General features: G+C 64.0%; 18 protein-coding genes. 16 read left to right on the top strand and 2 right to left on the bottom strand.

Annotated elements, in window-relative coordinates:
* Positions 1-155 precede the first annotated feature (155 nt).
* From FJW05_RS17420 to FJW05_RS17430, 3 genes are all read left to right on the top strand, one after another.
* Positions 156-671: an RNA pyrophosphohydrolase gene (locus FJW05_RS17420; RefSeq protein ID WP_140634308.1), complete on the top strand. Its 516-nt coding sequence runs from the start codon at positions 156-158 to the stop codon at positions 669-671.
* 193 nt (positions 672-864) lie between these two features.
* Positions 865-2,016, top strand: a complete 1,152-nt coding sequence (alr, locus tag FJW05_RS17425) for an alanine racemase (RefSeq protein ID WP_140634310.1) — start codon at positions 865-867, stop codon at positions 2,014-2,016.
* An 87-nt stretch (positions 2,017-2,103) separates the two neighbouring features.
* Positions 2,104-3,366 (top strand): D-amino acid dehydrogenase, encoded by a 1,263-nt coding sequence (locus FJW05_RS17430; protein ID WP_140634312.1) that lies wholly within the window; start codon positions 2,104-2,106, stop codon positions 3,364-3,366.
* Positions 3,367-3,860: 494 nt separating this feature from the next.
* Here the strand turns inward: FJW05_RS17430 and FJW05_RS17435 are convergent, their stop codons facing one another.
* Positions 3,861-4,742: a LysR family transcriptional regulator gene (locus tag FJW05_RS17435; RefSeq protein WP_140634314.1), complete on the bottom strand. Its 882-nt coding sequence runs from the start codon at positions 4,740-4,742 to the stop codon at positions 3,861-3,863.
* A gap of 364 nt (positions 4,743-5,106) precedes the next feature.
* On the opposite strand from FJW05_RS17435, the gene FJW05_RS17445 reads away from it, so the two are divergent.
* From FJW05_RS17445 to FJW05_RS17455, 3 genes are all read left to right on the top strand, one after another.
* The gene (locus FJW05_RS17445; RefSeq protein WP_140634318.1) at positions 5,107-6,603 is read left to right on the top strand and encodes a CoA-acylating methylmalonate-semialdehyde dehydrogenase; all 1,497 of its coding nucleotides are present in this window, start codon (positions 5,107-5,109) and stop codon (positions 6,601-6,603) included.
* 384 nt (positions 6,604-6,987) lie between these two features.
* Positions 6,988-7,290: a hypothetical protein gene (locus FJW05_RS17450; RefSeq protein ID WP_140634320.1), complete on the top strand. Its 303-nt coding sequence runs from the start codon at positions 6,988-6,990 to the stop codon at positions 7,288-7,290.
* A 268-nt stretch (positions 7,291-7,558) separates the two neighbouring features.
* Positions 7,559-7,876 (top strand): hypothetical protein, encoded by a 318-nt coding sequence (locus tag FJW05_RS17455; protein ID WP_140634322.1) that lies wholly within the window; start codon positions 7,559-7,561, stop codon positions 7,874-7,876.
* A gap of 27 nt (positions 7,877-7,903) precedes the next feature.
* On the opposite strand, the gene FJW05_RS17460 is transcribed toward FJW05_RS17455, so the two are convergent.
* Positions 7,904-8,608 carry a GntR family transcriptional regulator gene (locus FJW05_RS17460; RefSeq protein ID WP_245340471.1) on the bottom strand — a complete coding sequence of 235 codons (705 nt, stop codon included), beginning with the start codon at positions 8,606-8,608 and terminating at the stop codon, positions 7,904-7,906.
* Positions 8,609-8,676: 68 nt separating this feature from the next.
* Between FJW05_RS17460 and FJW05_RS17465 the strand changes: the two genes are divergently transcribed.
* The 10 genes from FJW05_RS17465 to pyc all read left to right on the top strand — a co-directional run bounded on the left by FJW05_RS17465 (position 8,677) and on the right by pyc (position 22,469).
* Positions 8,677-9,612: a dihydrodipicolinate synthase family protein gene (locus FJW05_RS17465; protein WP_140634324.1), complete on the top strand. Its 936-nt coding sequence runs from the start codon at positions 8,677-8,679 to the stop codon at positions 9,610-9,612.
* 14 nt (positions 9,613-9,626) lie between these two features.
* Complete coding sequence (locus FJW05_RS17470; RefSeq protein WP_140634326.1) at positions 9,627-10,937, top strand: FAD-binding oxidoreductase; 1,311 nt, start codon at positions 9,627-9,629, stop codon at positions 10,935-10,937.
* 16 nt (positions 10,938-10,953) lie between these two features.
* Positions 10,954-11,955 (top strand): 4-hydroxyproline epimerase, encoded by a 1,002-nt coding sequence (locus tag FJW05_RS17475; protein WP_140634328.1) that lies wholly within the window; start codon positions 10,954-10,956, stop codon positions 11,953-11,955.
* A gap of 339 nt (positions 11,956-12,294) precedes the next feature.
* Complete coding sequence (locus tag FJW05_RS17480; RefSeq protein WP_140634330.1) at positions 12,295-13,197, top strand: branched-chain amino acid ABC transporter permease LivH; 903 nt, start codon at positions 12,295-12,297, stop codon at positions 13,195-13,197.
* Between the two features lie 5 nt (positions 13,198-13,202).
* Positions 13,203-14,798: a high-affinity branched-chain amino acid ABC transporter permease LivM gene (gene livM, locus FJW05_RS17485; RefSeq protein WP_140634332.1), complete on the top strand. Its 1,596-nt coding sequence runs from the start codon at positions 13,203-13,205 to the stop codon at positions 14,796-14,798.
* On the top strand, positions 14,798-16,207 hold the full coding sequence (locus tag FJW05_RS17490) for an ATP-binding cassette domain-containing protein (RefSeq protein WP_140634334.1): 1,410 nt from the start codon (positions 14,798-14,800) through the stop codon (positions 16,205-16,207). The genes livM and FJW05_RS17490 overlap by 1 nt, the downstream gene beginning before the upstream one ends.
* Positions 16,207-16,935, top strand: coding sequence for an ABC transporter ATP-binding protein (locus tag FJW05_RS17495; RefSeq protein ID WP_140634335.1), 729 nt, complete (start codon positions 16,207-16,209; stop codon positions 16,933-16,935). The genes FJW05_RS17490 and FJW05_RS17495 overlap by 1 nt, the downstream gene beginning before the upstream one ends.
* Positions 16,936-17,052: 117 nt before the next feature.
* Positions 17,053-17,400 (top strand): DUF6867 family protein, encoded by a 348-nt coding sequence (locus FJW05_RS17500; RefSeq protein ID WP_140634337.1) that lies wholly within the window; start codon positions 17,053-17,055, stop codon positions 17,398-17,400.
* A gap of 136 nt (positions 17,401-17,536) precedes the next feature.
* Positions 17,537-18,655 carry a branched-chain amino acid ABC transporter substrate-binding protein gene (locus FJW05_RS17505; protein WP_140546075.1) on the top strand — a complete coding sequence of 373 codons (1,119 nt, stop codon included), beginning with the start codon at positions 17,537-17,539 and terminating at the stop codon, positions 18,653-18,655.
* 355 nt (positions 18,656-19,010) lie between these two features.
* A complete protein-coding gene (pyc, locus tag FJW05_RS17510) occupies positions 19,011-22,469 on the top strand; it encodes a pyruvate carboxylase (RefSeq protein ID WP_140634339.1) in 3,459 nt (1,152 codons plus the stop codon).
* The last annotated feature ends 8 nt before the right edge of the window (positions 22,470-22,477 follow it).

The raw sequence follows: 22,477 nt of genomic DNA on the forward strand, positions 1-22,477 counted from the left end.
TGGTCAGTGGTGAATAGTAATTGGTAAGTAGTAAGTAGTAGTAAGTAGTAAGTGGTAAGTAGTAGAAGATTTTCAGTGCCGCGCCACGGTTTTTGATGCCGTCACCATTCACCATTCACCACTCACTACTCACTACTCACACGGAACGCTGACCCATGGCCAAGAAGACCGATCCCGAAACGCTGCCTTACCGTCCGTGCGTTGGGTTGATGATCCTCAACAAAGCAGGCCTGGTCTGGGTCGGGCACCGCATTGCCGAACCGGACAGCGAGTTTGCCGGCACGACGCAGCTTTGGCAGATGCCGCAGGGCGGCATCGACAAGGGCGAAGAGCCGATCGAGGCCGCCGGGCGCGAGCTCTACGAGGAAACCGGCATGCGCAGCGTGTCGCTGCTGGCCGAGGCGCCGCGCTGGATCAATTACGACCTGCCGGAGCATCTGGTCGGCGTCGCCTTCAAGGGCCGCTATCGCGGCCAGACGCAGAAATGGTTCGCCTACCGCTTCGAGGGCGACGAAGGTGAGATCGAGATCAATCCGCCGCCTGGTGGCCATAAGGCCGAGTTCGATGAATGGGCCTGGCGGCCGATGCGGGAGCTGCCCGACCTGATCGTGCCGTTCAAGCGCAAGGTCTATGAGCAGGTGGTGGCGGCGTTCCAGCATCTCGTCCCTTAAGGCTGTCGATATTCAGGTGAAGCCGGTCTGCAAATGGCGGCTTCCTGCGCTTCCGGTGCTCACGTACTTCAAGTACGCTCCGCTCCGGTTCTCGGAAGCCACCATTTTCGACTCGGCCTGACCTGAATCTCGACAGCCTCAGAGCAGGTGCTGCGTCGATGACAGATTGTCGATGTAATGATGGAGAGTCGCCATGGATGACGACGCCAGCCATGCTTTGGGAGGACGCTGCGGGACCGGCAGCCAATCGGTCAGCGAGGCGGCCGCCGGCGCAATCCTGACGATCGACCTCGGGGCCATCCGCGAAAACTACCGCCGGCTGAAGGCGCGGCTGAACGGCGTCCGCTGCGCCGGCGTGCTCAAGGCCGACGGCTACGGGCTTGGCGCCGCCCAGGTGGCATCGGCGCTGGCGAAAGAGGGCTGCGACATCTTCTTCGTCGCGCTGCTCGGCGAAGGCATCGCGCTGCGCAAGGCGATCGGCCCGGGGCCGGACATCTTCGTGCTGAACGGCCTGCCGCCCGGCTCGGAACCGGAAGCCGCGGCGGCCCGGCTTTGGCCGGTCATCAACAGCGCCATGCAACTGAAGGCCTGGCGCGAGATCGCGCGAGGCATGGGCCAAAGCCTTGCCGCCGCCATCCAGGTCGACAGTGGCATGGCCAGGCTGGGCATGGCGCCAGCGGAAGTCGAGGCGGTCGCGGGGGAGGCCGGCGCCTTCGATGGCGTCGACATTCGTTTCGTCATGAGCCATCTCGCCCGCGCCGACGAGCCGCAACAGGCGGCGAACGAGAGGCAGCGGCACGAATTCGAACGGCTGCGCAAGATGCTGCCCGCGGCGCCCGCCTCTTTGGCCAACTCGTCCGGCATCTTTCTCGGACCGACCTATCACTGTGACCTTGCCCGTCCGGGAGCCGCGCTTTACGGCGTCAACCCGACGCCACACGCGCCCAATCCGATGCTGCCGGTCATAAGGCTGCAAGCCAAGGTGGCGCAGACGCGGCAGATCGGCGCCGGCGCCGGCATCGGCTATGGCCATACCCACCAGGCGGATGGACCGCTCGATCTCGCGACCATTTCGCTGGGTTATGGCGACGGCTGGCACCGGCGCGCCGCTTCGGCCGCTTGGTTCGAGGGCGTGCGATTGCCGTTCGTCGGACGCGTGTCGATGGATTCGATCATCCTCGACATTTCGGCGCTTCCGGTCGGCCGGCTCGGCGAAGGCGACCTCGTCGACCTCATCGGTCCGTCGCAAAGCGTCGACGACGCGGCCGGCCATGCCGGCACCATCGGCTACGAGATATTGACCAGCCTGGGCGCGCGCTTTCACCGCCGTTACATCGGCGGATAACCCAGCACTTGGCGGGTGCCGCAAAATCCGGCAGACAGGGGAATGTCCATGTCTCAGGCGGCATGATCGGCTTTGAGGGAGCTTTGAATGAAAGTCATCGTGCTGGGCGGCGGCGTGATCGGGGTCACCACCGCCTACTTCCTCGCCGAGGCCGGTCATGAAGTGACCGTCTACGATCGCCAGCCGGGGCCGGCGCTCGAGACCAGCTTCGCCAATGCCGGCGAAATATCGCCGGGCTATGCCTCGCCTTGGGCCGGGCCCGGCATTCCGGTCAAGGCCGTCAAATGGCTGTTGATGAAATACGGCCCGCTGGTGGTGCGGCCGGCCTTCGACCCGAATATGTGGACCTGGGTCCTCAAGATGCTGCGCAACTGCACGGCCGAGCGCTACGCGCTCAACAAGTCGCGCATGGTGCCGCTTGCCGAATACAGCCGCGACACGCTGAAGGCGCTGCGCGAGGCGACCGGCATCACTTATGACGAACGGACCAAAGGCACGCTGCAGCTGTTCCGCAAGCAAAAGCAGCTCGATGGCACCGGCGGCGACGTCGAGGTGCTGAAGAAATACGGCGTGCCTTACGAGATCCTCGACCGCGACGGCTGTATCAGCGCCGAGCCGGCCCTTGCGGCGGTGCGCGAGAAATTCGTCGGCGGCCTCAGGCTTCCGGGCGACGAGACCGGCGACTGCAAGATGTTCACCGACAAGCTCGCCGAACTGTGCGTGGCGCGCGGCGTAACCTTCGAATATGGCTCGACCATCCGGCGCATCGTCAGGAACCGCAACCGCCTCACTAACGTCCTCACGGAGAGCGGATGGAAATCGGCGGACGCCTTCGTGATGGCGATGGGCAGCTATTCGGCGCAGTTCATGCGCTCGCTGGGGCGGCCGATTCCGGTCTATCCGGTGAAGGGCTATTCGATCACCGTGCCGATCGACAATGTCGAGGCCGCGCCTGTGTCGACGGTCATGGACGAGACCTACAAGGTGGCGATCACCAGGCTCGGCGACCGCATCCGGGTCGGCGGCACGGCGGAGATTTCGGGCTATGACCTTCGCCTGCAGGAATCGCGCCGCCGCACGCTCGAATATTCGGTCGGCGATCTCTTCCCCGGCGGCGGCGACCTCAAGGCGGCGAGCTTCTGGTGCGGCTTGCGGCCGATGACGCCGGATGGACCGCCCTTGATCGGGCAAAGCGAGGTTGCCAACCTCTATCTCAACACCGGCCACGGCACGCTCGGCTGGACCATGGCCTGCGGCTCGGCCAAGGTGCTCGCCGACATCATGTCCAACCGGGTGCCGGAGATCAACGCGCGCGACCTGAGCCCGGAGCGGTATCTGAAGCCTATCTGAGGGGCTTTGCAGTTGCTTCGGCGGGCTCGGCTCAGAACGCCTCCCTGACCTTGCTGTCGCTGAACAGCAGCCGGTAGAGCCTGGCCTTGGCAAGGCGGCGGCGACCAACTGCCTGTGATAGAATCGGCCGCAGCGAGGGATGCATCTTTTTCTTTTTGCGACGCAAACGCCGGCGCATGGCTGAAGCCTCTCAATCTCGTCATTCCAGGGCGGTGCAGCCGCGAAGCGGCGTCGCGGAGACCCTGGAATCCATGCCTTGACCTTGATCGAAGCGTGCAGCGGAGCGGAATTCTGCACCGCAGCAGCGCTCGGATATCACGGAAAGGACCCTCGGGTCTGCGCGCGTCGCTTCGCTCCTTGCTCCGCCCGTGGATGATGAGGCCGGACCGTTTCGGCCAATCTCCAAAGCAAACCACATGCCAACGCGAACATAGCCGACCGGTCAAGATTTCCGTGCCGGGAACGTTCTGGTCAAGCGGTCCTTGGATCATGTTCTAGACAAAAAGGCCGCGCTCGCGTTCCACGGCCTTGGTGATGAAGTTGGCGACCAGCTGGACGCGGCGCAGCGGCCGCACCGATTCATGATAGACCAGCCAGTAGGCGCGGCGGATGGGCGCGACGATGTCGACCGGCACCAGCTCCGGCATCGAACGGGCGACGAACGTGTGGAGGATGCCGATGCCCGCGCCGGAGCGCACCGCTTCGGCCTGGCCAAGCGCCGAGGAGATGGCGAAGCTGGTGCGCCATTCGGCGCTGAACTCGGCAGCATAGTCGAGCGAGGGGCTGACGATGAGGTCCGGCACATAGCCGATCAGCGTGTGCCGGACGAGCTCGGCCGGCACTTTCGGCAGGCCGTTGGCTTCGGCATAGGCGCGGGATGCGAAGAGGCCGAGCGTGTAGTCGACCAGCTTGCCCGCCACCAGCCGTCCTTCGCTCGGCCGCTCGACTGTGATCGCGATATCGGCCTCGCGGCGCGACAGGGAGAAGGAGCGTGGCACCGGCACCAGCTGGATGGTGAGCTCGCGGTGCAGCGCAGTCAGCTCGCCCAGCCGCTTTGCCAGGAAGGCGACGCCAAATCCGTCCGGCGCGCCGATACGCACCGTGCCCGAAACATCGTCACCCTCGCCGGCAATGGTCGAGCGCGCAGCGATCATGTCGCCTTCCATGCGCTCGGCTATGTCGAGGAAGCGCTCGCCGGCCGGCGTCAGCTCGCTGCCGGTGGTCAGGCGGCGGAAGAGTTTTGTGCGAAGCGCCTCCTCGAGCGCGGCGATGCGGCGCGAGACGGTGGCATGGTTGAGCTCCAGGCGCTTCGCCGCGCCGAGGATCTGGCCGGCGCGGGCGACTGCAAGGAAGATGCGGACATCATCCCAGTTCATGGGAATGGTCCGCTCTGTGATTGTCAACGCTGCGTTCCTTCGCGCCCCCCTCTGGCCTGCCGGCCATCTCCCCCTCTAGGGGGGAGATCAGATGTCGCGGCGGATTTCGCCAATCGCCGAAAGCGCTGTCGGTGAAGCTGCTAATCTCCCCCCAAGAGGGGGAGATGTCCGGCAGGACAGAGGGGGGCGCGACAAAACTCAACCTATGAAATCCTTCACGGCAGGCAATCCATCATTTGCGGCAATTAATGCACACCTCGGGATCGTTGTCTATTTTCCGCACAACGGTTGCGTTTTGGCTCGCGTTGCCATCGCCGCCGCAAAGGCGGACAATGTGCCATCACCAAAACAGGGAGAGAAAAACATGATCGAATACGGTCATTTCATCGGCGGCAAGCGCGTCGCCGGCACCAGCGGGCGCAAGCAGGATGTGATGCTGCCGATGGACGGCTCCGTGCGCGGCACGGTGGCGCTGGCCTCGCAGGCGGAGCTGCGCGCCGCGGTCGAGAACGCCAAGGCGGCGCAGCCGAAATGGGCCGCCACCAACCCGCAGCGCCGCGTGCGCGTGCTGATGAAATTCCTCGAGCTGGTCGCCCGCGACTATGACGAGCTGGCCGACATCCTGGCGCGCGAGCATGGCAAGACGATCGCCGATGCGCGCGGCGACATCCAGCGCGGCCTCGAAGTGGTCGAGGTCTGCATCGGCGCGCCGCATATGATGAAGGGCGAGTTCACCGACGGCGCCGGCCCCGGCATCGACGTCTATTCGATGCGCCAGCCGCTCGGCGTCGTCGCCGGCATCACCCCCTTCAATTTCCCGGCCATGATCCCGCTGTGGAAGATCGCGCCGGCGATCGCCTGCGGCAACGCCTTCATCCTGAAGCCGTCCGAGCGCGATCCGGGCGTGCCGATCCGCATCGCTGAACTGTTCATCGAGGCCGGCCTGCCGGCCGGCATCCTCAACGTCGTCAACGGCGACAAGGAAGTCGTCGACGCCATCCTCGACGATCCGGACATCAAGGCCATCGGCTTTGTCGGCTCGACGCCGATCGCGCACTATATCTATTCGCGCGGCACCGCTTCCGGCAAACGCGTGCAGTGCTTCGGCGGCGCCAAGAACCACATGATCATCATGCCCGACGCCGACATGGACCAGACGGTCGACGCGCTGATCGGCGCCGGCTACGGCTCGGCCGGCGAACGCTGCATGGCGATCTCGGTGGCCGTCCCGGTCGGCAACGACACTGCCAACCGACTGATGGAAAAGCTGGTGCCGCGCGTGGAAAGCCTGAAGGTCGGCCCCTCGACGGATTCTTCCGCCGATTTCGGCCCGCTGGTGACGGCACAGGCGCTGGAGCGCGTGAAGGGCTATGTCGATATCGGCATCAAGGAAGGCGCCAAGCTCGTCGTCGACGGCCGCGGCTTCAAGATGCAGGGCTATGAGAACGGCTACTATATGGGTGGCTGCCTGTTCGACAATGTGACCGCCGACATGCGCATCTACAAGGAAGAGATCTTCGGGCCGGTGCTCTCGGTGGTGCGCGCGCCGCGCTACGAGGATGCCATCAAGCTTGCCAACGACCACGAGATGGGCAATGGCGTCGCCATCTTCACCCGCGACGGCGACGCCGCGCGCGACTTCGCATCCAGAGTCCAGGTCGGCATGGTCGGCATCAACGTGCCGATCCCGGTTCCGATCGCCTACTACACCTTTGGCGGCTGGAAGGCATCGTCCTTCGGCGATCTCAACCAGCACGGCCCGGACGCGTTCCGCTTCTACACCAAGACCAAGACGGTCACCTCGCGCTGGCCGTCGGGCATCAAGGACGGCGCGGAATTCGTCATCCCGACGATGAACTAGCCCGACGGTTTGCTCGTTTGCGCGTCCTCGCCACTTCGTGGCTGCGGGCGCGCGGCGAGGCATCAAGGACGGCGCGGAATTCGTCATCCCGACGATGAACTAGCCTGACGGTTTCGAAGCAGACCGGAGAAAGCGCGGTGCAAGCCGCGCTTTCTTTTATCAAGCATCACTCTCGCTTTCGGCCCCGTGTCATGGCGGCGCAATTCCAGTGCAAGATTCGACGCGCGGCACGTCGAGAGCATCCGCATATTCTAATAATTCCATCGCCGTATGATGGAACCAACAGACCACCATCTGCCTTAGGCTGTATTCCTGCCATTCGTGCAGGCAACCAAGCAGCGCCGGTTCAAGCCGGGGTTCTCGTCTGGCGCGAGGAGGTGTCAGATGACACGATTTGTTGTGGCGGCAATGTTGGCGGCGACGGCGATGACCGTTGGAGCCGCGCCGGCGAGCGCGGCGGCGCAATGCGCGGCGCGCGCCGACATCATCAAGGCGCTTGGCGACAAGTTCCACGAAACCGAGGCTGGGCGCGGCCTGATCAATCCGAACGTCGTGCTCGAGATCTTCGTCTCCGACCAGGGAAGCTGGACGGTGCTCGCCTCCGATACCAAAGGCCAGAGCTGCGTGCTTTCCGTCGGCGAGGGCTGGGACAGCCCGACGATCACGGCGGCGATGCCGGGCGCCTGAAACCGGCAGGGAGCCGGGGTGCGCGCCACAACGGCTCCTGCGCTCGGGCGTCAAGTGGCGCCAAGCAAGGCGCTCTCCGCGGCGCCGCTTGTTTACGGAGCGGAGCTTCACCATATCGAATCCAGGGAGTCATGATCTCCCGACGACAGACCGGAAGCCAGAAGGAGTGACGCGATGAAGACGTCCAATCCGGCCTGGAGCCTTCCGGCACACTGAGGCGGCCGAATGTGCCTCCCTTGCCGGAATGCGACGGCAAAGGAGGTGCCCCATGGCACGCGAATTTTCGTTTCAATGGGTCAAGCTTGCGGCCGTTGGCGCCATGGTGGCGCTGCCGGCAGTTCCGGCGCGGGCGCAAGTCATCTGCGGCGGCCATGACTATCTGGTCGCGAGGCTGGCGGAGGCATTCGAGGAGAAGCGGCTGGGCTATGGCGTGGCCGGACAAGTCGCCATCTTCGAGGTGTTCGTCTCGGCAGGCGGAACCTGGACCATCCTGATGACCGACGTCAAAGGCCAGAGCTGCATCCTGGCCGCCGGCGAGGGGTGGGAAGACACGCTGGCCACCGCGGTCGGGCAGCCGGGCGGCTGAGACGCCTCGAGCAGGCGCTGGTCCTGCTCAGCGCGTGGCGGCCACCTCGGCATGACCGCGCAGCAGCGCTATCAGCTTCTTGGCGTCCTTGGCGGCGGCTTCCTCGTCGCCGTCGAGGATGGAACGGATCAGCGCCACGTGGTGCTCGGCCGATTCGGCGAGACCGGTGTCGGCCTTGTAGCGATACCAGAAGCGGCGGCTGTGGGTCTGCAAGGGGGCTGCCACACGCGCCGCGAAGGGGTTGTCGGCGGCGATCGCCAGCGCTTCGTCGAGCGCCTTGTCGGCCTGGATGAAGGCAAGCACATTGCTCGAGATCACCGCCTTCTGCATAGCCAGGGCTGCTTCATGGAACAGGTCGGCGGCCTCGCGGGTGACGAAGCGGGCGGCCGAGCGGGCGAGCACCACCTCGATGCCGCGCCGCGCATCCAGCACCCGCAGCCAGTCGCCGGCGTGAAGCGGCGCGACCGCGATGCCGGCGCGAGGCCTGATGTCGAGGAGACCTTCCCAGGCGAGCCGCTGGATCGCCTCGCGCACCGGCGTGCGTCCGAGACCCAGCCGCTCGATCAGCGCGCCTTCGGTGACGAAGCCCGACGGCGCCAGCTCGAGCGTGACGATCATATGCTCAAGCGCGCGATAGGCCTTCGTCGCCGCCGGCTCGAAGGTCGCGTTCGCCTCGATGGATATCAGCGGAGAGATCAAAGGCGGGCTCCTGATATATTTTTCATATATCATAGGTGATTCAGCGTTGACAGGCTAATCCTTAATAGATATACAACTGATATATCAGAGGAGAAATAACCATGTGGGCCGGAGTTTTCCCCGCCGTCACGACGAAATTCACCGCCGACGACCGTCTCGACCATGCCGAGATGGAGCGCTGCTATTCCCTGCAGATGGAGGCTGGCTGCGACGGCATCATCGTCTGCGGCTCGCTCGGCGAAGGACCCATGCTGTCGCCTGACGAGAAGATCGAGGTGCTGAAGACGGCGCGGAAAGTCGCCGGCGACAAGCCGGTGTTGCTGACCGTCAACGAGCCCGGCACGCGTGAGGCCGCCGTTATCGCCAAGCGCGCCGCCAAGGAAGGCGCCGACGGCCTGATGGTGGTGCCGAGCCCGATCTACCACACCGACCCGCAAGAGACGGTCGCCGCCCTTCGCGCCGTCGCGGAAGCCGGCGACCTGCCGGTGATGATCTATTCCAACCGGCTCGCCTACCGTGTCGACGTCACAGTCGACCTGATGGAGGAGCTGGCGCCGGACAGCCGCTTCGTCGCCATCAAGGAATCCTCCGACGACATCCGCCGCTCGACAGAAATCATCAACCGTTTCGGCAGTCGCTACGATCTCTTCACCGGCGTCGACAACCTCGCCTTCGAGGCGCTGTCGGTTGGCGCCATCGGCTGGGTCGCCGGCCTCGTTACCGCCTTCCCGCGCGAGACGGTCGCGATCTACCAGCTGATGCGGCAGGGCCGCCGCGACGAGGCGCTGGCGATCTACCGCTGGTTCCGACCCTTGCTCGACCTCGATGTCTCGACCTATCTGGTCCAAAACATCAAGCTTGCCGAAGTGCTGGCTATCGGTACCAATGATCGCGTGCGTATGCCGCGCCAGCCGCTGTCGGGCGAACGCCGCGAGGCGGTCGAGAAGATCGTCCGGGACGCGCTGGCGGTGCGGCCGACGCTGCCGGCGTTGCAGACGTCTACTCGATCGACGGACAGGTTGGCGGCGGCCGAATAAGGGACAGCACCGACGTGCCAGGAAATTCCAAATCCTCGGAACAGGAGCGGCGCTCCGCCACTGGGGCATCTTCTGCCGGTGCACGGGGAGAAGCGGAAGACATCGCCATCATCGGCGGCGGCATCATCGGCATCTGCGCCGCGACCCTGCTCTGCGAGGCCGGGCGCAGCGTCACCGTCTTCGACCGCACCGGCATCTGCGAGGAGACGAGTTCCGGCAATGCCGCCGCCTTCGCCTTCTCCGACGTGCTGCCGCTGGCGCATAAGGGCATGATCCGGCAATTGCCGAAATGGCTCGCCGACCCACTCGGACCTTTGACCATCCCGCCGGCCTATCTGCCCAAGCTGCTGCCCTGGCTTATCCGCTTCTGGCGGGCGGGTGCCGCCAGGCACTACGAAGCGAGCCTGGCGGCGCAGGTCGGCATGATGAAGCTCGCCGAAGCCGAATGGATGGCGCTGCTCGACCGCTCCGGCACGCGGCCGATGCTGCGCGAGGATGGTTCGCTGGAATTCTATGAGAGCGAGGCGGAGTTCCGCGCCTCGCTGCCCGGCTGGGCCGAGCGCGAGCGCTTCGGCATCGGCTTTCGCCATGTCGAGGGCGAAGAGATGGCCGCGCTGCAGCCGGGTCTTTCGCCGCGCTTCGTTAAGGGCACCTTCGTACCGGGCTGGAAGACGGTCGCCGATCCGAAGCTGCTCGGCAAAGCGGTCTGGACCTATGCGGAAAAGCTTGGCGCCCGTTTCGAGCATGCGCGGGTCGCGCGCATAGAGGCCGACGCAAAGGGCGCCTCGATCGTTCTGGCCGACGGCAGCAGGCGGACGGCAAAGACGCTTCTGATCACCGCGGGCGCCTGGTCCCATCTCCTGGCAAGGGATCTCGGCGACAGCATCCCGCTTGAAACCGAGCGCGGCTACAATACGACGCTGCCGGTGTCGGCCTTCGACGTGAAACGGCAGCTGATCTTTTCCGGCCATGGCTTCGTCATCACGCCGCTCGAGACCGGCTTGCGCGTCGGCGGCGCCGTCGAGCTCGGCGGCATCGAGCGGCCGCCGAATTTCGCTCGCTCGAAAGCGATGCTGGAGAAGGCGAAGCGCTTCCTGCCCGGGCTCGATCCGTCGGGCGGCCGCGAGTGGATGGGTTTTCGCCCCTCGCTGCCGGATTCCCTGCCGGTGATCGGCGCCTCGCGCGCGCCGAAGGTCTACTACGCTTTTGGTCACGGCCATCTCGGCCTGACCCAGTCGGCGGCGACCGGCCGCTTGATCCGCGATCTCGTTCTCGGGCAGACTCCGCCCCTCGATCTCGCCCCTTTCCGCCCGCAACGGTTCTGACAGCAAGAGAGCAACCATGGCCAAAAAATCCTTCTTCTGCATCGACGGCCACACCTGCGGCAATCCGGTGCGCCTAGTCGCCGGCGGCGGGCCGCTGCTCGAGGGCGCGACGATGATGGAGCGGCGAGCGCATTTCCTCGCCGAATTTGACTGGATCCGCACCGGACTGATGTTCGAGCCGCGCGGCCATGACGTGATGTCGGGGTCGATCCTCTACCCGCCGACGCGCGAGGACTGCGATATCGCCATCCTGTTCATCGAGACCTCGGGCTGCCTGCCGATGTGCGGGCATGGCACCATCGGCACAGTCACGATGGCCATCGAGCACGGGTTGATAAAGCCGAAGACGCCGGGCGTGCTCAGGCTCGACACGCCGGCCGGCCTGGTCGTCGCCGAATACAAGCAGGTCGGCGAATATGTCGAGGAGGTGCGCATCACCAACGTGCCCTCCTTCCTCCATGCCGAAGGCTTGACCGTCGACTGCCCGGTGCTCGGGGAGATCAGCGTCGACGTCGCCTATGGCGGCAATTTCTACGCCATCGTCGAGCCGCAGAAGAACTACCGGGACATGGCCGACTATTCGGCCGGCGACCTCATCGCCTGGAGCCCGGTGGTGCGCCAGCGCCTCAACGAGAAATACTCCTTCGTGCATCCGGAGAACCCCGGCATCAACCGGCTGTCGCATATGCTGTGGACGGGCAAGCCGAAACATGCCGAGGCCGATGCGCGCAACGCCGTCTTCTACGGCGACAAGGCGATCGACCGCAGCCCTTGCGGCACCGGCACCTCGGCGCGCATGGCGCAGCTCCATGCCAAGGGCAAGCTCAAGGCCGGCGACAGTTTCGTCCATGAATCGATCATCGGCTCGCTGTTCAAAGGCAAGGTCGAAAAGGAGGTCAGCGTGGCCGGCAAGCCGGCGATCATCCCCTCGATCGGCGGCTGGGCGCGCATGACAGGATTGAACACCATCTTCATCGACGACCGCGATCCGTTCGCGCATGGATTCGTCGTCACATAAGCGTCACGGCCTCACGCAACGGAAGGCGTGCCGCGCAAAATGGGCAGCCTCTGTTCGCGCAAGAAATCTTCTCATCAACTTATTTTGACGGCGATTTCTTCGAGCGGGTGGGCATTATAGGGCTGAATCGTCAAAGACATTGCGTTGTGCCAATGATAGGGTCCGCGATAGTCCAGGGGGCCGGGTACGAAAAACGGACAATCGGGCGGCGTGCTTCCAAAACACGCTCGACGATTGAAAAATCACGTTGCAATCCGGGCTCGAGACTTTACGACTAGGGGAAATACGAAAAGGAGTGCGACCCGGAAACGGGCGACATTCCAGGGGAGCCGCGTAAATATGCAGTATTTCGTCCAGCAGCTTATCAATGGGCTGACGCTGGGATCTATCTATGGCCTGATCGCAATCGGCTACACGATGGTCTACGGCATCATCGGCATGATCAATTTCGCCCATGGCGATATCTTCATGGTCGGCGCCTTCACCGCCCTCATCGTCTTCCTGATCCTCGGCGCGTTGTTCTATTCGGTGCCGGTCGTGGTGGCGCTTCTGATCATGATGATCGTCGCCATGCTTCTCACCAGCCTCTACAACTGGACGATCGAGAAGGTGGCCTACCGGCCGCTGCGCGGCTCGTTCCGGCTGGCGCCGCTGATCACCGCCATCGGCATGTCGATCGCGCTGTCCAATTTCGTGCAGGTCACGCAGGGCCCGCGCAACAAGCCGATCCCGCCGCTGGTCAGCCAAGTCTACACGATCGACGGCATCAGCATCTCGCTGAAGCAGATCATCATCGTGATCGTCACCGTCGCGCTGCTGGCGATCTTCTGGTACCTCGTCAACCGAACCGCGCTCGGGCGGGCGCAGCGTGCCTGCGAGCAGGATCGCAAGATGGCTGCGCTGCTCGGCATCGACGTCGACCGCACCATCTCCATCACCTTCATCATGGGCGCAGCCCTTGCCGCCGTCGCCGGCACCCTGTTCCTGATGTATTACGGCGTCGTGGTGTTCTCGGACGGCTTCGTGCCGGGCGTGAAGGCTTTCACGGCGGCCGTGCTTGGCGGCATCGGCTCGCTGCCTGGCGCGGTGCTCGGAGGATTGCTCATCGGCTTCATCGAGAGCATGTGGTCGGCCTATTTCTCGATCGACTACAAGGACGTCGCCGCTTTCTCGATCCTGGCGATCGTGCTCATCTTCCTGCCCTCCGGCATCCTCGGCCGGCCTGAAGTCGAAAAGGTCTGATCCTGATGGCCGTTACCGTGTCTTCGGAGCGCGACACCGTCGCCACTCCAGTTCAGCGCGCTTTTCGCGAAGCGCTCTATGCAGGCGCCATCGCGCTCGGCCTGTTCGTGCTGTTTATCGGTCTCAGGACCGATCAGAATATCTCCAACGAACTGATCCTGGTGCAGCGCTGGGGCCTGCTCGCCCTGGTGGTCATCGCCACCGCCGGGGGCCGCTTCCTTTATGTCGCCTATGGCCAGCCCTTCCTGGCCAGCCTGAAGATCGCCGACATCGACACAGGCCTGCTGCCCGACACCATGGCGGCACGCTTCTTCAGGGCGCCTTATTTCATAGCCGCGGTCGTTGTCGTAGCCTTGCTGTTCGTGCTGGCCGGCTCGCTTGACGGGCTGCTCGGACCCGACCTTGCCGGCTACGCACGCTTTGTGCGGGCGCTAGCGATCATTTATGCCGTCGCCTGGGTAATGTATTATTTCCGGGCCTTCATCCACGCCCACTTCTCGGCGTTGGGCGTCAGTGCGCTGGCGCTCTATCCGATCGTCGTCGTGCTGGTGCTTGCGCTGGTAACAGGATCGATGGCGGGAGGTTTTCAGGGCTCTCTGAAGTGGGTCGACAATTTCGGCATCCAGATCCTGATCTATGTGATGCTGGCCTGGGGGCTCAACATTGTCATCGGCCTCGCCGGCCTGCTCGATCTCGGCTACGTCGCCTTCTATGCCGTCGGCGCGTATGCCTACGCGTTGCTCGGCACGCATTTCGGCCTCTCCTTCTGGATCCTGCTTCCGGCCGCCGGCTGCATGGCCGCCTTCTGGGGCGTCATGCTCGGTTTCCCGGTGCTGCGGCTGCGCGGCGACTACCTGGCGATCGTCACCCTTGCCTTTGGCGAGATCATCCGCCTCGTCCTGATCAACTGGCGCGAGGTGACAAACGGTTCGGCCGGCATTTCCGGCATTCCAAAGGTCTCCTTCTTCGGCCTGATGTCGTTCAACGTCTCGGACCCGAACTACATCGCCAAGGTGCTGCACATCGCCACGTCGAGCGCCTATTACAAAATCTTCCTTTACTATCTGATCCTCGGACTCTGTCTTTTGACCGCCTTCGTTACCATCAGGCTGCGCCGGTTGCCGGTCGGCAGGGCGTGGGAAGCGCTGCGCGAGGACGAGATCGCCTGTCGCTCGCTCGGCATCAACACCACCACCACCAAGCTGACGGCGTTCGCCACCGGCGCCATGTTCGGCGGCTTCGCCGGTTCGTTCTTCGCCGCACGGCAAGGTTTCGTCAGCCCCGAATCCTTCGTCTTCCTGGAATCGGCGATTGTCCTCGCCATCGTCGTGCTCGGCGGCATGGGTTCGCTGGTCGGTATCGCCGTAGCGGCGCTGGTGATGATCGGCGGCACCGAAGCGTTGCGGGAACTCGACTTCCTGAAGCGGGTCTTCGGTCCCGATTTCACGCCTGAACTCTACCGCATGCTGCTTTTCGGCATGGCCATGGTCATCGTCATGCTGTGGAAGCCGCGCGGCTTCGTCGGCAGCCGCGAGCCGACAGCCTTCCTGAAGGAGCGAAGAGCGGTTTCAAGCTCCTTCACCAAGGAGGGGCACGGCTGATGAACGCGACCCCTTCCTCGAACGATTTCATCCTGCAGGTCGAGCATCTGTCGATGAAGTTCGGCGGCCTGGTCGCCATCGGCGACCTGTCGTTCCAGGCCAGGCGCGGCGAGATCACCGCGCTGATCGGCCCGAACGGCGCCGGCAAGACCACGGTGTTCAACTGCATCACCGGCTTCTACAAGCCGTCTGAAGGCATGATCACGCTGAACCGGAACGACGGCTCGACCTATCTGCTCGAGCGCCTGCCCAACCACGAGATCCCGGCGCGCGCCAAGGTGGCGCGCACTTTCCAGAACATCCGCCTGTTCTCGGGCATGACGCTGCTGGAGAACCTCCTGGTCGCGCAGCACAACAAGCTGATGAAGGCTTCGGGCTATACTCTCCTCGGCCTGTTCGGCTTTCCGAGCTATCGCCAGGCCTCGGCCGAGTCGATCGAGCTCGCCAGGCACTGGCTGGAGAAGGCCGATCTTGTCGAGCGCGCCGACGATCCGGCCGGCGACCTGCCCTATGGCGCGCAGCGGCGCCTGGAAATCGCGCGCGCCATGTGCACGGGGCCGGAGCTTCTGTGCCTCGACGAACCGGCCGCCGGCCTCAATCCGAAGGAATCTGCGGCGCTCAACGAGCTGTTGATGGGCATCAAGAGCACCGGCACGTCGATCCTGCTCATCGAGCACGACATGTCGGTGGTGATGCAGATCTCCGACCATGTCGTCGTGCTCGAATACGGCCGCAAGATCTCCGACGGCAATCCGGCGTCGGTCCGCACCGATCCGCGCGTCATCGCGGCCTATCTCGGCGTCGACGACGAGGAGGTCGAGACGGTGCTGACCGAGGTCGGCGATGAGGACGTGATCGAACAGCTCGATACCGGCCCCGATTCCGCGCATGGGCCGGGAAATTCCGCTTCCATGATGGCCGGGCCGGTTTCCGATTCGGTCGAACATGGGAATAAGGGCGAGCGGGTCACGGTGTCGAAGGGCGCCTCGAAGGCGGCGCAAGTCGACGCGCGCGCCGCATCGATAGCCAGCAAACCGATTCCAGCGCCAGCGACAAAGTCGGCCGCCGCGAAAGGCAAGCCGACGGCGAAAGCCCCTGCAAAGAAGGCTCCCGGCAAGGCGCCGGCGAAAGCCGGCGACATCTCGAATCGCCTCGACGCGCCACGCGGCGGCAAGGCGGACAGCCTGATCCGCATCAAAGGCATCGGCCCGGTCAACGAGCGCAAGCTCAACGAGCACGGCATCTTCCATTTCGACCAGATAGCGGCCTGGAAGAAGGCCGACATCGAGGCCGCGGAGGCCTATCTCGCCTTTGACGGGCGCATTGCTCGCGAAGACTGGATCGGCCAGGCGAAGACGCTGGCGAAGGAAGCGGCGGCCAAGCCCGCGACGCGTGGAGGGCGTAAATAATGGCCGGCACAACGCTGCTCGACATCAAGGGTGTCGAAACTTACTACGGCAACATCCGGGCGCTGAACGGCGTCGATGTCAGCGTCAACCAGGGTGAGATCGTGGCGCTGATCGGTGCCAACGGCGCCGGCAAGTCGACGCTGATGATGACCATCTTCGGCGCGCCGCGCGCCCGCACCGGCACCATCACCTTCGCCGGCACCGACATCACCAAGATGCCGACGCATGAGATCGCACGCCTGCGCATCGCGCAATCCCCGGAAGGCAGACGCATCTTTCCGCGCATGACGGTGATGGAAAATCTGCAGATGGGCGCCAGCCTCGACAACCTCAGGCATTATGACGAGGACGTCGAGAGGGTGTTCACGCTGTTCCCGCGGCTGAAAGAGCGCATCGCCCAGCGCGGCGGCACGCTGTCGGGCGGCGAGCAGCAGATGCTGTCGATCGGGCGCGCGCTGATGGCGCGGCCGAAGCTTTTGTTGCTGGACGAGCCCTCGCTGGGCCTCGCGCCGCTGATCGTCAAGCAGATCTTCGACGCCATCCGCGAGCTCAACAAGACGCAGGGGCTGACCGTGTTCCTGGTCGAGCAGAACGCCTTCGGCGCGCTCAAGCTCGCCACGCGCGGTTATGTCATGGTCAACGGCAATGTGACGATGAGCGGCACCGGCAAGGAATTGCTTGCCAATCCGGAAGTGCGCGCCGCCTATCTCGAAGGCGGACATCATTAGAGCGCGATGACTTTCCCAGGATCGCCATCTCGCTCTAGGGCTTTGTTCTTGAAGCATGATCTTCTCCGAAAAGTCTGCGACTTTTCGGGATCAAGCTAAGATCTGGGGACATCTATCATGCAGGGCATTATCTACGAAGAGGCCACGATCTGGCAGTTTCTGTTCGTCACAGGCCTGCTTGGCGGCGGGGCGGCATGGATGACAGGCAAAGCGGCGGCCCAGACCTGGAGCACGTATCTGCGGCTGTTTTTCTTCCTGCTCGGTCTCGGTATCGGCGTCAGGTTCATCCATCACGCCTTGTTCGGCGGCACGATGTTCTCGCTGCATTACTATATCGTCGACACCATCGTGCTGATGATACTGGGCTTCCTCGGCTATCAATACACGCGCACCAACCAAATGGTCACGCAGTATAACTGGCTCTATGAAAGAGCTTCCTTGTTAAGCTGGAAACCGAAAGGTTGACGTTCACCATTACGCCGTTTCGGGGATGAATCGGCGTGACAAGTGCCTGAAAATCGGCATTCTATGCTTTCTGCGATAAGGGTGGGCATCGCATGAAAGTATCATCCACGCCCACTCCGTAAATGGGAGCGTTTCAATGAAAAAATCACTCTTGTCCGCCGTTGCGCTGACCGCGTTCGTCGCGTTCAGCGGCAGCGCGTGGGCCGCTGACATCCTGATCGGCGTCGCCGGTCCGATCACCGGCCCGAACGCCGCCTTCGGCGCACAGCTGCAGAAGGGCGCGGAACAGGCGGTCGCCGACATCAACGCGGCGGGCGGCGTCAATGGCCAGCAGCTCAAGCTCGAGATCGGTGACGACGTCTCCGATCCCAAGCAGGGCATCTCGGTCGCCAACAAGTTCGTCGCCGACGGCGTCAAGTTCGTCGACGGCCACTTCAACTCCGGTGTGTCGATCCCGGCCTCGGAAGTTTACCAGGAAAACGGCATCCTCGAGATCACGCCGGCCGCGACCAACCCGAAGTTCACCGAGCGCGGCATGTGGAACACCTTCCGCACCTGCGGTCGTGACGACCAGCAGGGCAAGGTGGCCGGCGACTACATCGCCAAGAACTTCAAGGATGCCAAGATCGCCATCATCCACGACAAGACGCCTTATGGTCAGGGCCTTGCCGACGAGACCAAGAAGAACCTCAACGCCAACGGCATCACGGAAGTGTTGTACGAAGGCGTGAATGTCGGCGACAAGGACTTCTCGGCCCTCATCGCCAAGATGAAGGAAAACGGCGTCACGCTCATCTACTGGGGCGGCCTGCACACCGAAGCCGGCCTGATCATCCGTCAGTCGGCCGATCAGGGCCTGAAGGCGCCGCTGTTCTCGGGCGACGGCATCGTCTCCAACGAACTGGCCTCGATCGCGGGCGACGCCGTTGCCGGAACGCTCAATACCTTCGCTCCGGATCCGCGCAAGAATCCGGCCGCCAAGGAAGTGGTCGAGAAGTTCCGCGCCAACGGCTTCGAGCCGGAAGCCTACACGCTCTACTCCTATGCCGCGGTGCAGATCATCGCCCAGGCCATCGCCAAGACCGGCTCGGCCGACGACGCGCAGAAGGTTGCGGAGACGATCAGGGCCAACACCTGGAAGACCGCCATCGGTGACATCGGCTACGACGCCAAGGGCGACATCACCCGTCCTGACTATGTCATCTATGAATGGAAGAAGGGCGACGACGGCAAGTACAGCTACTTCGAGAAATAAGCCGGCAAACTCTAAAGCAGGTCGTGAGACCTGCTTTAGGTCCTTCATTTCAAGCATGTCTTCGTCCCGAAACCGCTGCGCACTTCGGGAGACATGCTTTAGCCGACTGTTCGAAATGCCCGGCGCTCGCGCCGGGCATTTTCGTTGCGGGCGAGGCCAACCGGAAGCTCCGCGCCGCGCCCCGGGCAATACCCGTCCACCACCCATGATCCGTGTTCGAAGAACAGCAATGACGATTTGGCGCAAACAGGCGACTTAAATCGTTTTAGCTGTCGCGCAAATTTGTTTGCGCTGCAGCATTTTCACGTTAATCATTGCGCCGGTTCATCTCCCTTCCGCTGCTGGAGCCTACTCCTTGGCCATCACGAAGATACTCGTCGCCAACCGGTCCGAAATCGCCATCCGCGTGTTCCGCGCGGCCAACGAGCTCGGCCTCAAAACCGTGGCGATCTGGGCGGAGGAAGACAAATATTCGCTGCACCGCTTCAAGGCCGACGAGAGCTATCAGGTCGGCCGCGGACCGCATCTGGCCAAGGACATGGGTCCGATCGAGAGCTACCTGTCGATCGAGGAGGTGATCCGGGTCGCTAGGCTATCGGGCGCCGACGCCATCCATCCCGGCTACGGCCTGCTGTCGGAAAGCCCGGAATTCGCCGAGGCCTGCGCCGAGGCCGGCGTCACCTTCATCGGCCCGAAGCCGGAAACGATGCGCCGGCTCGGCAACAAGGTCGCCGCGCGCAACCTGGCGATTGAAGTCGGCGTCCCGGTCGTCCCGGCAACCGATCCGCTGCCGGACGACATGGACGAGGTGAAGAAGCTCGCCGCGCAGATCGGCTATCCGGTGATGCTCAAGGCCTCGTGGGGCGGCGGCGGCCGGGGCATGCGCGCCATCCGCGCCGAGACCGACCTTGCGCGCGAGGTGATGGAAGGCAAGCGCGAGGCCAAGGCAGCCTTCGGCAAGGACGAGGTCTATCTCGAAAAGCTGATCGAGCGCGCCCGCCATGTCGAGGTGCAGGTGCTGGGCGACACCCACGGCAATGCGGTGCATCTGTTCGAGCGCGACTGCTCGATCCAGCGCCGCAACCAGAAGGTCGTGGAGCGCGCGCCGGCACCCTATCTCAGCGAGGAGCTGCGCCAGGAGCTTTGCGGCTATGCGCTCAAGATCGCGCGCGAGACCAGCTATATCGGCGCCGGCACGGTCGAGTTCCTGCAGGACGCCGACACCGGCAAGTTCTACTTCATCGAGGTCAATCCGCGCATCCAGGTCGAGCACACCGTCACCGAGCAGGTGACGGGTATCGACATCGTCAAGGCGCAGATCCACATCCTCGACGGCTTCGCCATCGGCGCGAAGCAATCGGGCGTGCCGGCGCAGAAGGACATCAGGCTGAACGGCCACGCGCTGCAGTGCCGCATCACCACCGAGGATCCGGAGCACAATTTCATTCCGGACTACGGCCGCATCACCGCCTATCGCGAGGCGGCGGGCTTCGGCATCCGGCTCGACGGCGGCACCGCCTATTCGGGCGCGGTCATCACCCGCTTCTACGACCCGCTGCTCGAAAAGGTGACGGCCTGGGCGCCGACGCCCGGCGAGGCGATCTCGCGCATGAACCGGGCGCTGCGCGAGTTCCGCATTCGTGGCGTCGCCACCAACCTCACCTTCCTCGAAGCGATCATCAATCACCCGCGCTTCGCCGACAATTCCTACACGACTAGGTTCATCGACACGACGCCGGAACTGTTCGAGCAGGTGAAGCGGCAGGACCGCGCCACCAAGCTGCTCAATTACCTCGCCGATGTCAGCGTCAACGGCCACCCCGAGACGCGCGGCCGGCCGATGCCGAAGGCGACTGCGGCGGCACCCGTGGTGCCCTATCTCAACGGGCATGTTCCGGACGGCAGCAAGCAGAGGCTCGACGCGCTGGGTCCCGAGAAGTTCGCGGCCTGGATGCGCGGGGAGCGACAGGTGCTGGTCACCGACACGACGATGCGCGATGGCCACCAGTCGCTGCTCGCCACGCGCATGCGCACCTATGACATCGCCGGCATCGCCGGCACCTATGCGCGAGCGCTGCCGCAATTGCTCTCGCTGGAATGCTGGGGCGGTGCGACGTTCGACGTCGCCATGCGCTTCCTCACCGAGGATCCGTGGGAGCGGCTGAGCAAAGTGCGCGAGGCCGCGCCCAACCTTCTGCTGCAGATGCTTCTGCGCGGCGCCAACGGCGTCGGCTACACCAATTATCCCGACAATGTCGTCCAGCATTTCGTCGCCCAAGCGGCAGCCGGCGGTGTCGATCTGTTCCGCGTCTTCGACTGCCTTAACTGGGTCGAGAACATGCGCGTCGCCATGGACGCGGTCGGCGCCGAGGGCAAGTTGGTCGAAGCGGCGATGTGCTACACCGGCGACATCCTCGATCCGGCGCGGGCGAAGTACGATTTGAAATACTATGTCGGGCTGGCCAAGGAGCTGGAGGCGGCCGGCGCGCATATCATCGCCGTCAAGGACATGGCCGGCCTGTTGAAGCCGGCCGCGGCGCGCGTGCTGTTCAAGGCGCTGCGGGAGGCGACCGACCTGCCGATCCATTTCCACACGCACGACACGTCAGGGCTGTCGGCGGCGACGGTGCTGGCGGCGGTGGAGAGCGGCGCCGACGCGATCGACGCGGCGATGGATTCCTTCTCCGGCAACACCTCGCAGCCCTGCCTCGGCTCGATCGTCGAGGCGCTGAAGGGCACCGAGCGCGACCCCGGTCTCGATCCGCAATGGATTCGCCGCATTTCCTTCTACTGGGAAGCGGTGCGCAACCAGTACGCGGCCTTCGAGAGCGATCTCAAGGGACCCGCCTCGGAAGTCTACCTGCACGAGATGCCCGGCGGCCAGTTCACCAACCTGAAGGAACAGGCGCGCTCGCTCGGGCTGGAGACGCGCTGGCATGAGGTCGCGCAGGCCTATCACGACGTCAACCTGATGTTCGGCGACATTGTCAAGGTGACGCCGTCGTCCAAGGTGGTCGGCGACATGGCGCTGATGATGGTCAGCCAGGATCTCACCGTCGCCGATGTCGAGAACCCGGCCAAGGACATCGCCTTCCCGGATTCGGTGGTGTCGATGCTGCGCGGCGATCTCGGCCAGTCGCCAGGCGGCTGGCCGGCTGCGCTGCAGAAGAAGGCGCTGAAGGGCGACAAGCCGATTACGGTTCGACCGGGCTCGCTGCTAAAGTCCGCCGACCTCAAGGCGAGCCGCAAGGACATCGAGGGCAAGCTCGACCGCAAGCTCTCGGAGTATGAATTCGCCTCCTGGCTGATGTATCCGAAGGTGTTCACCGACTTCGCCGCGGCGCAGGAGACCTACGGGCCGGTGAGCGTGCTGCCGACGCCGACCTATTTCTACGGCATGAAGTCGGAAGACGAGATCTTCCTCGACATCGAGAAGGGCAAGACGCTGGTGGTGCGCTGCCAGGCGTTCGGCGATGTCGACGAGAAGGGCATGGTCACCGTGTTCTTCGAACTCAACGGCCAGCCACGCCGCGTCAAGGTGCCGGACAGGGCGCATGGCGCTTCCGCCGCCAAGGCACGCCGCAAGGCTGAACCCGGCAATGAGGGACATGTCGGCGCGCCGATGCCCGGCGTCGTATCGGCGCTTGCCGTTGCATCCGGACAGGCGGTCAAGGCGGGCGACGTGCTCTTGTCGATCGAGGCGATGAAGATGGAAACCGCACTCCACGCCGAACGCGACGGCGAGATCGCCGAGGTGCTGGTCAAGGCCGGCGATCAGATCGATGCGAAGGATCTGTTGATCGCATTTAAATGACGGTCGCA

Origin of the sequence: Mesorhizobium sp. B2-9-1, from assembly GCF_006439455.1 — a bacterium.
Lineage (GTDB): Bacteria > Pseudomonadota > Alphaproteobacteria > Rhizobiales > Rhizobiaceae > Mesorhizobium.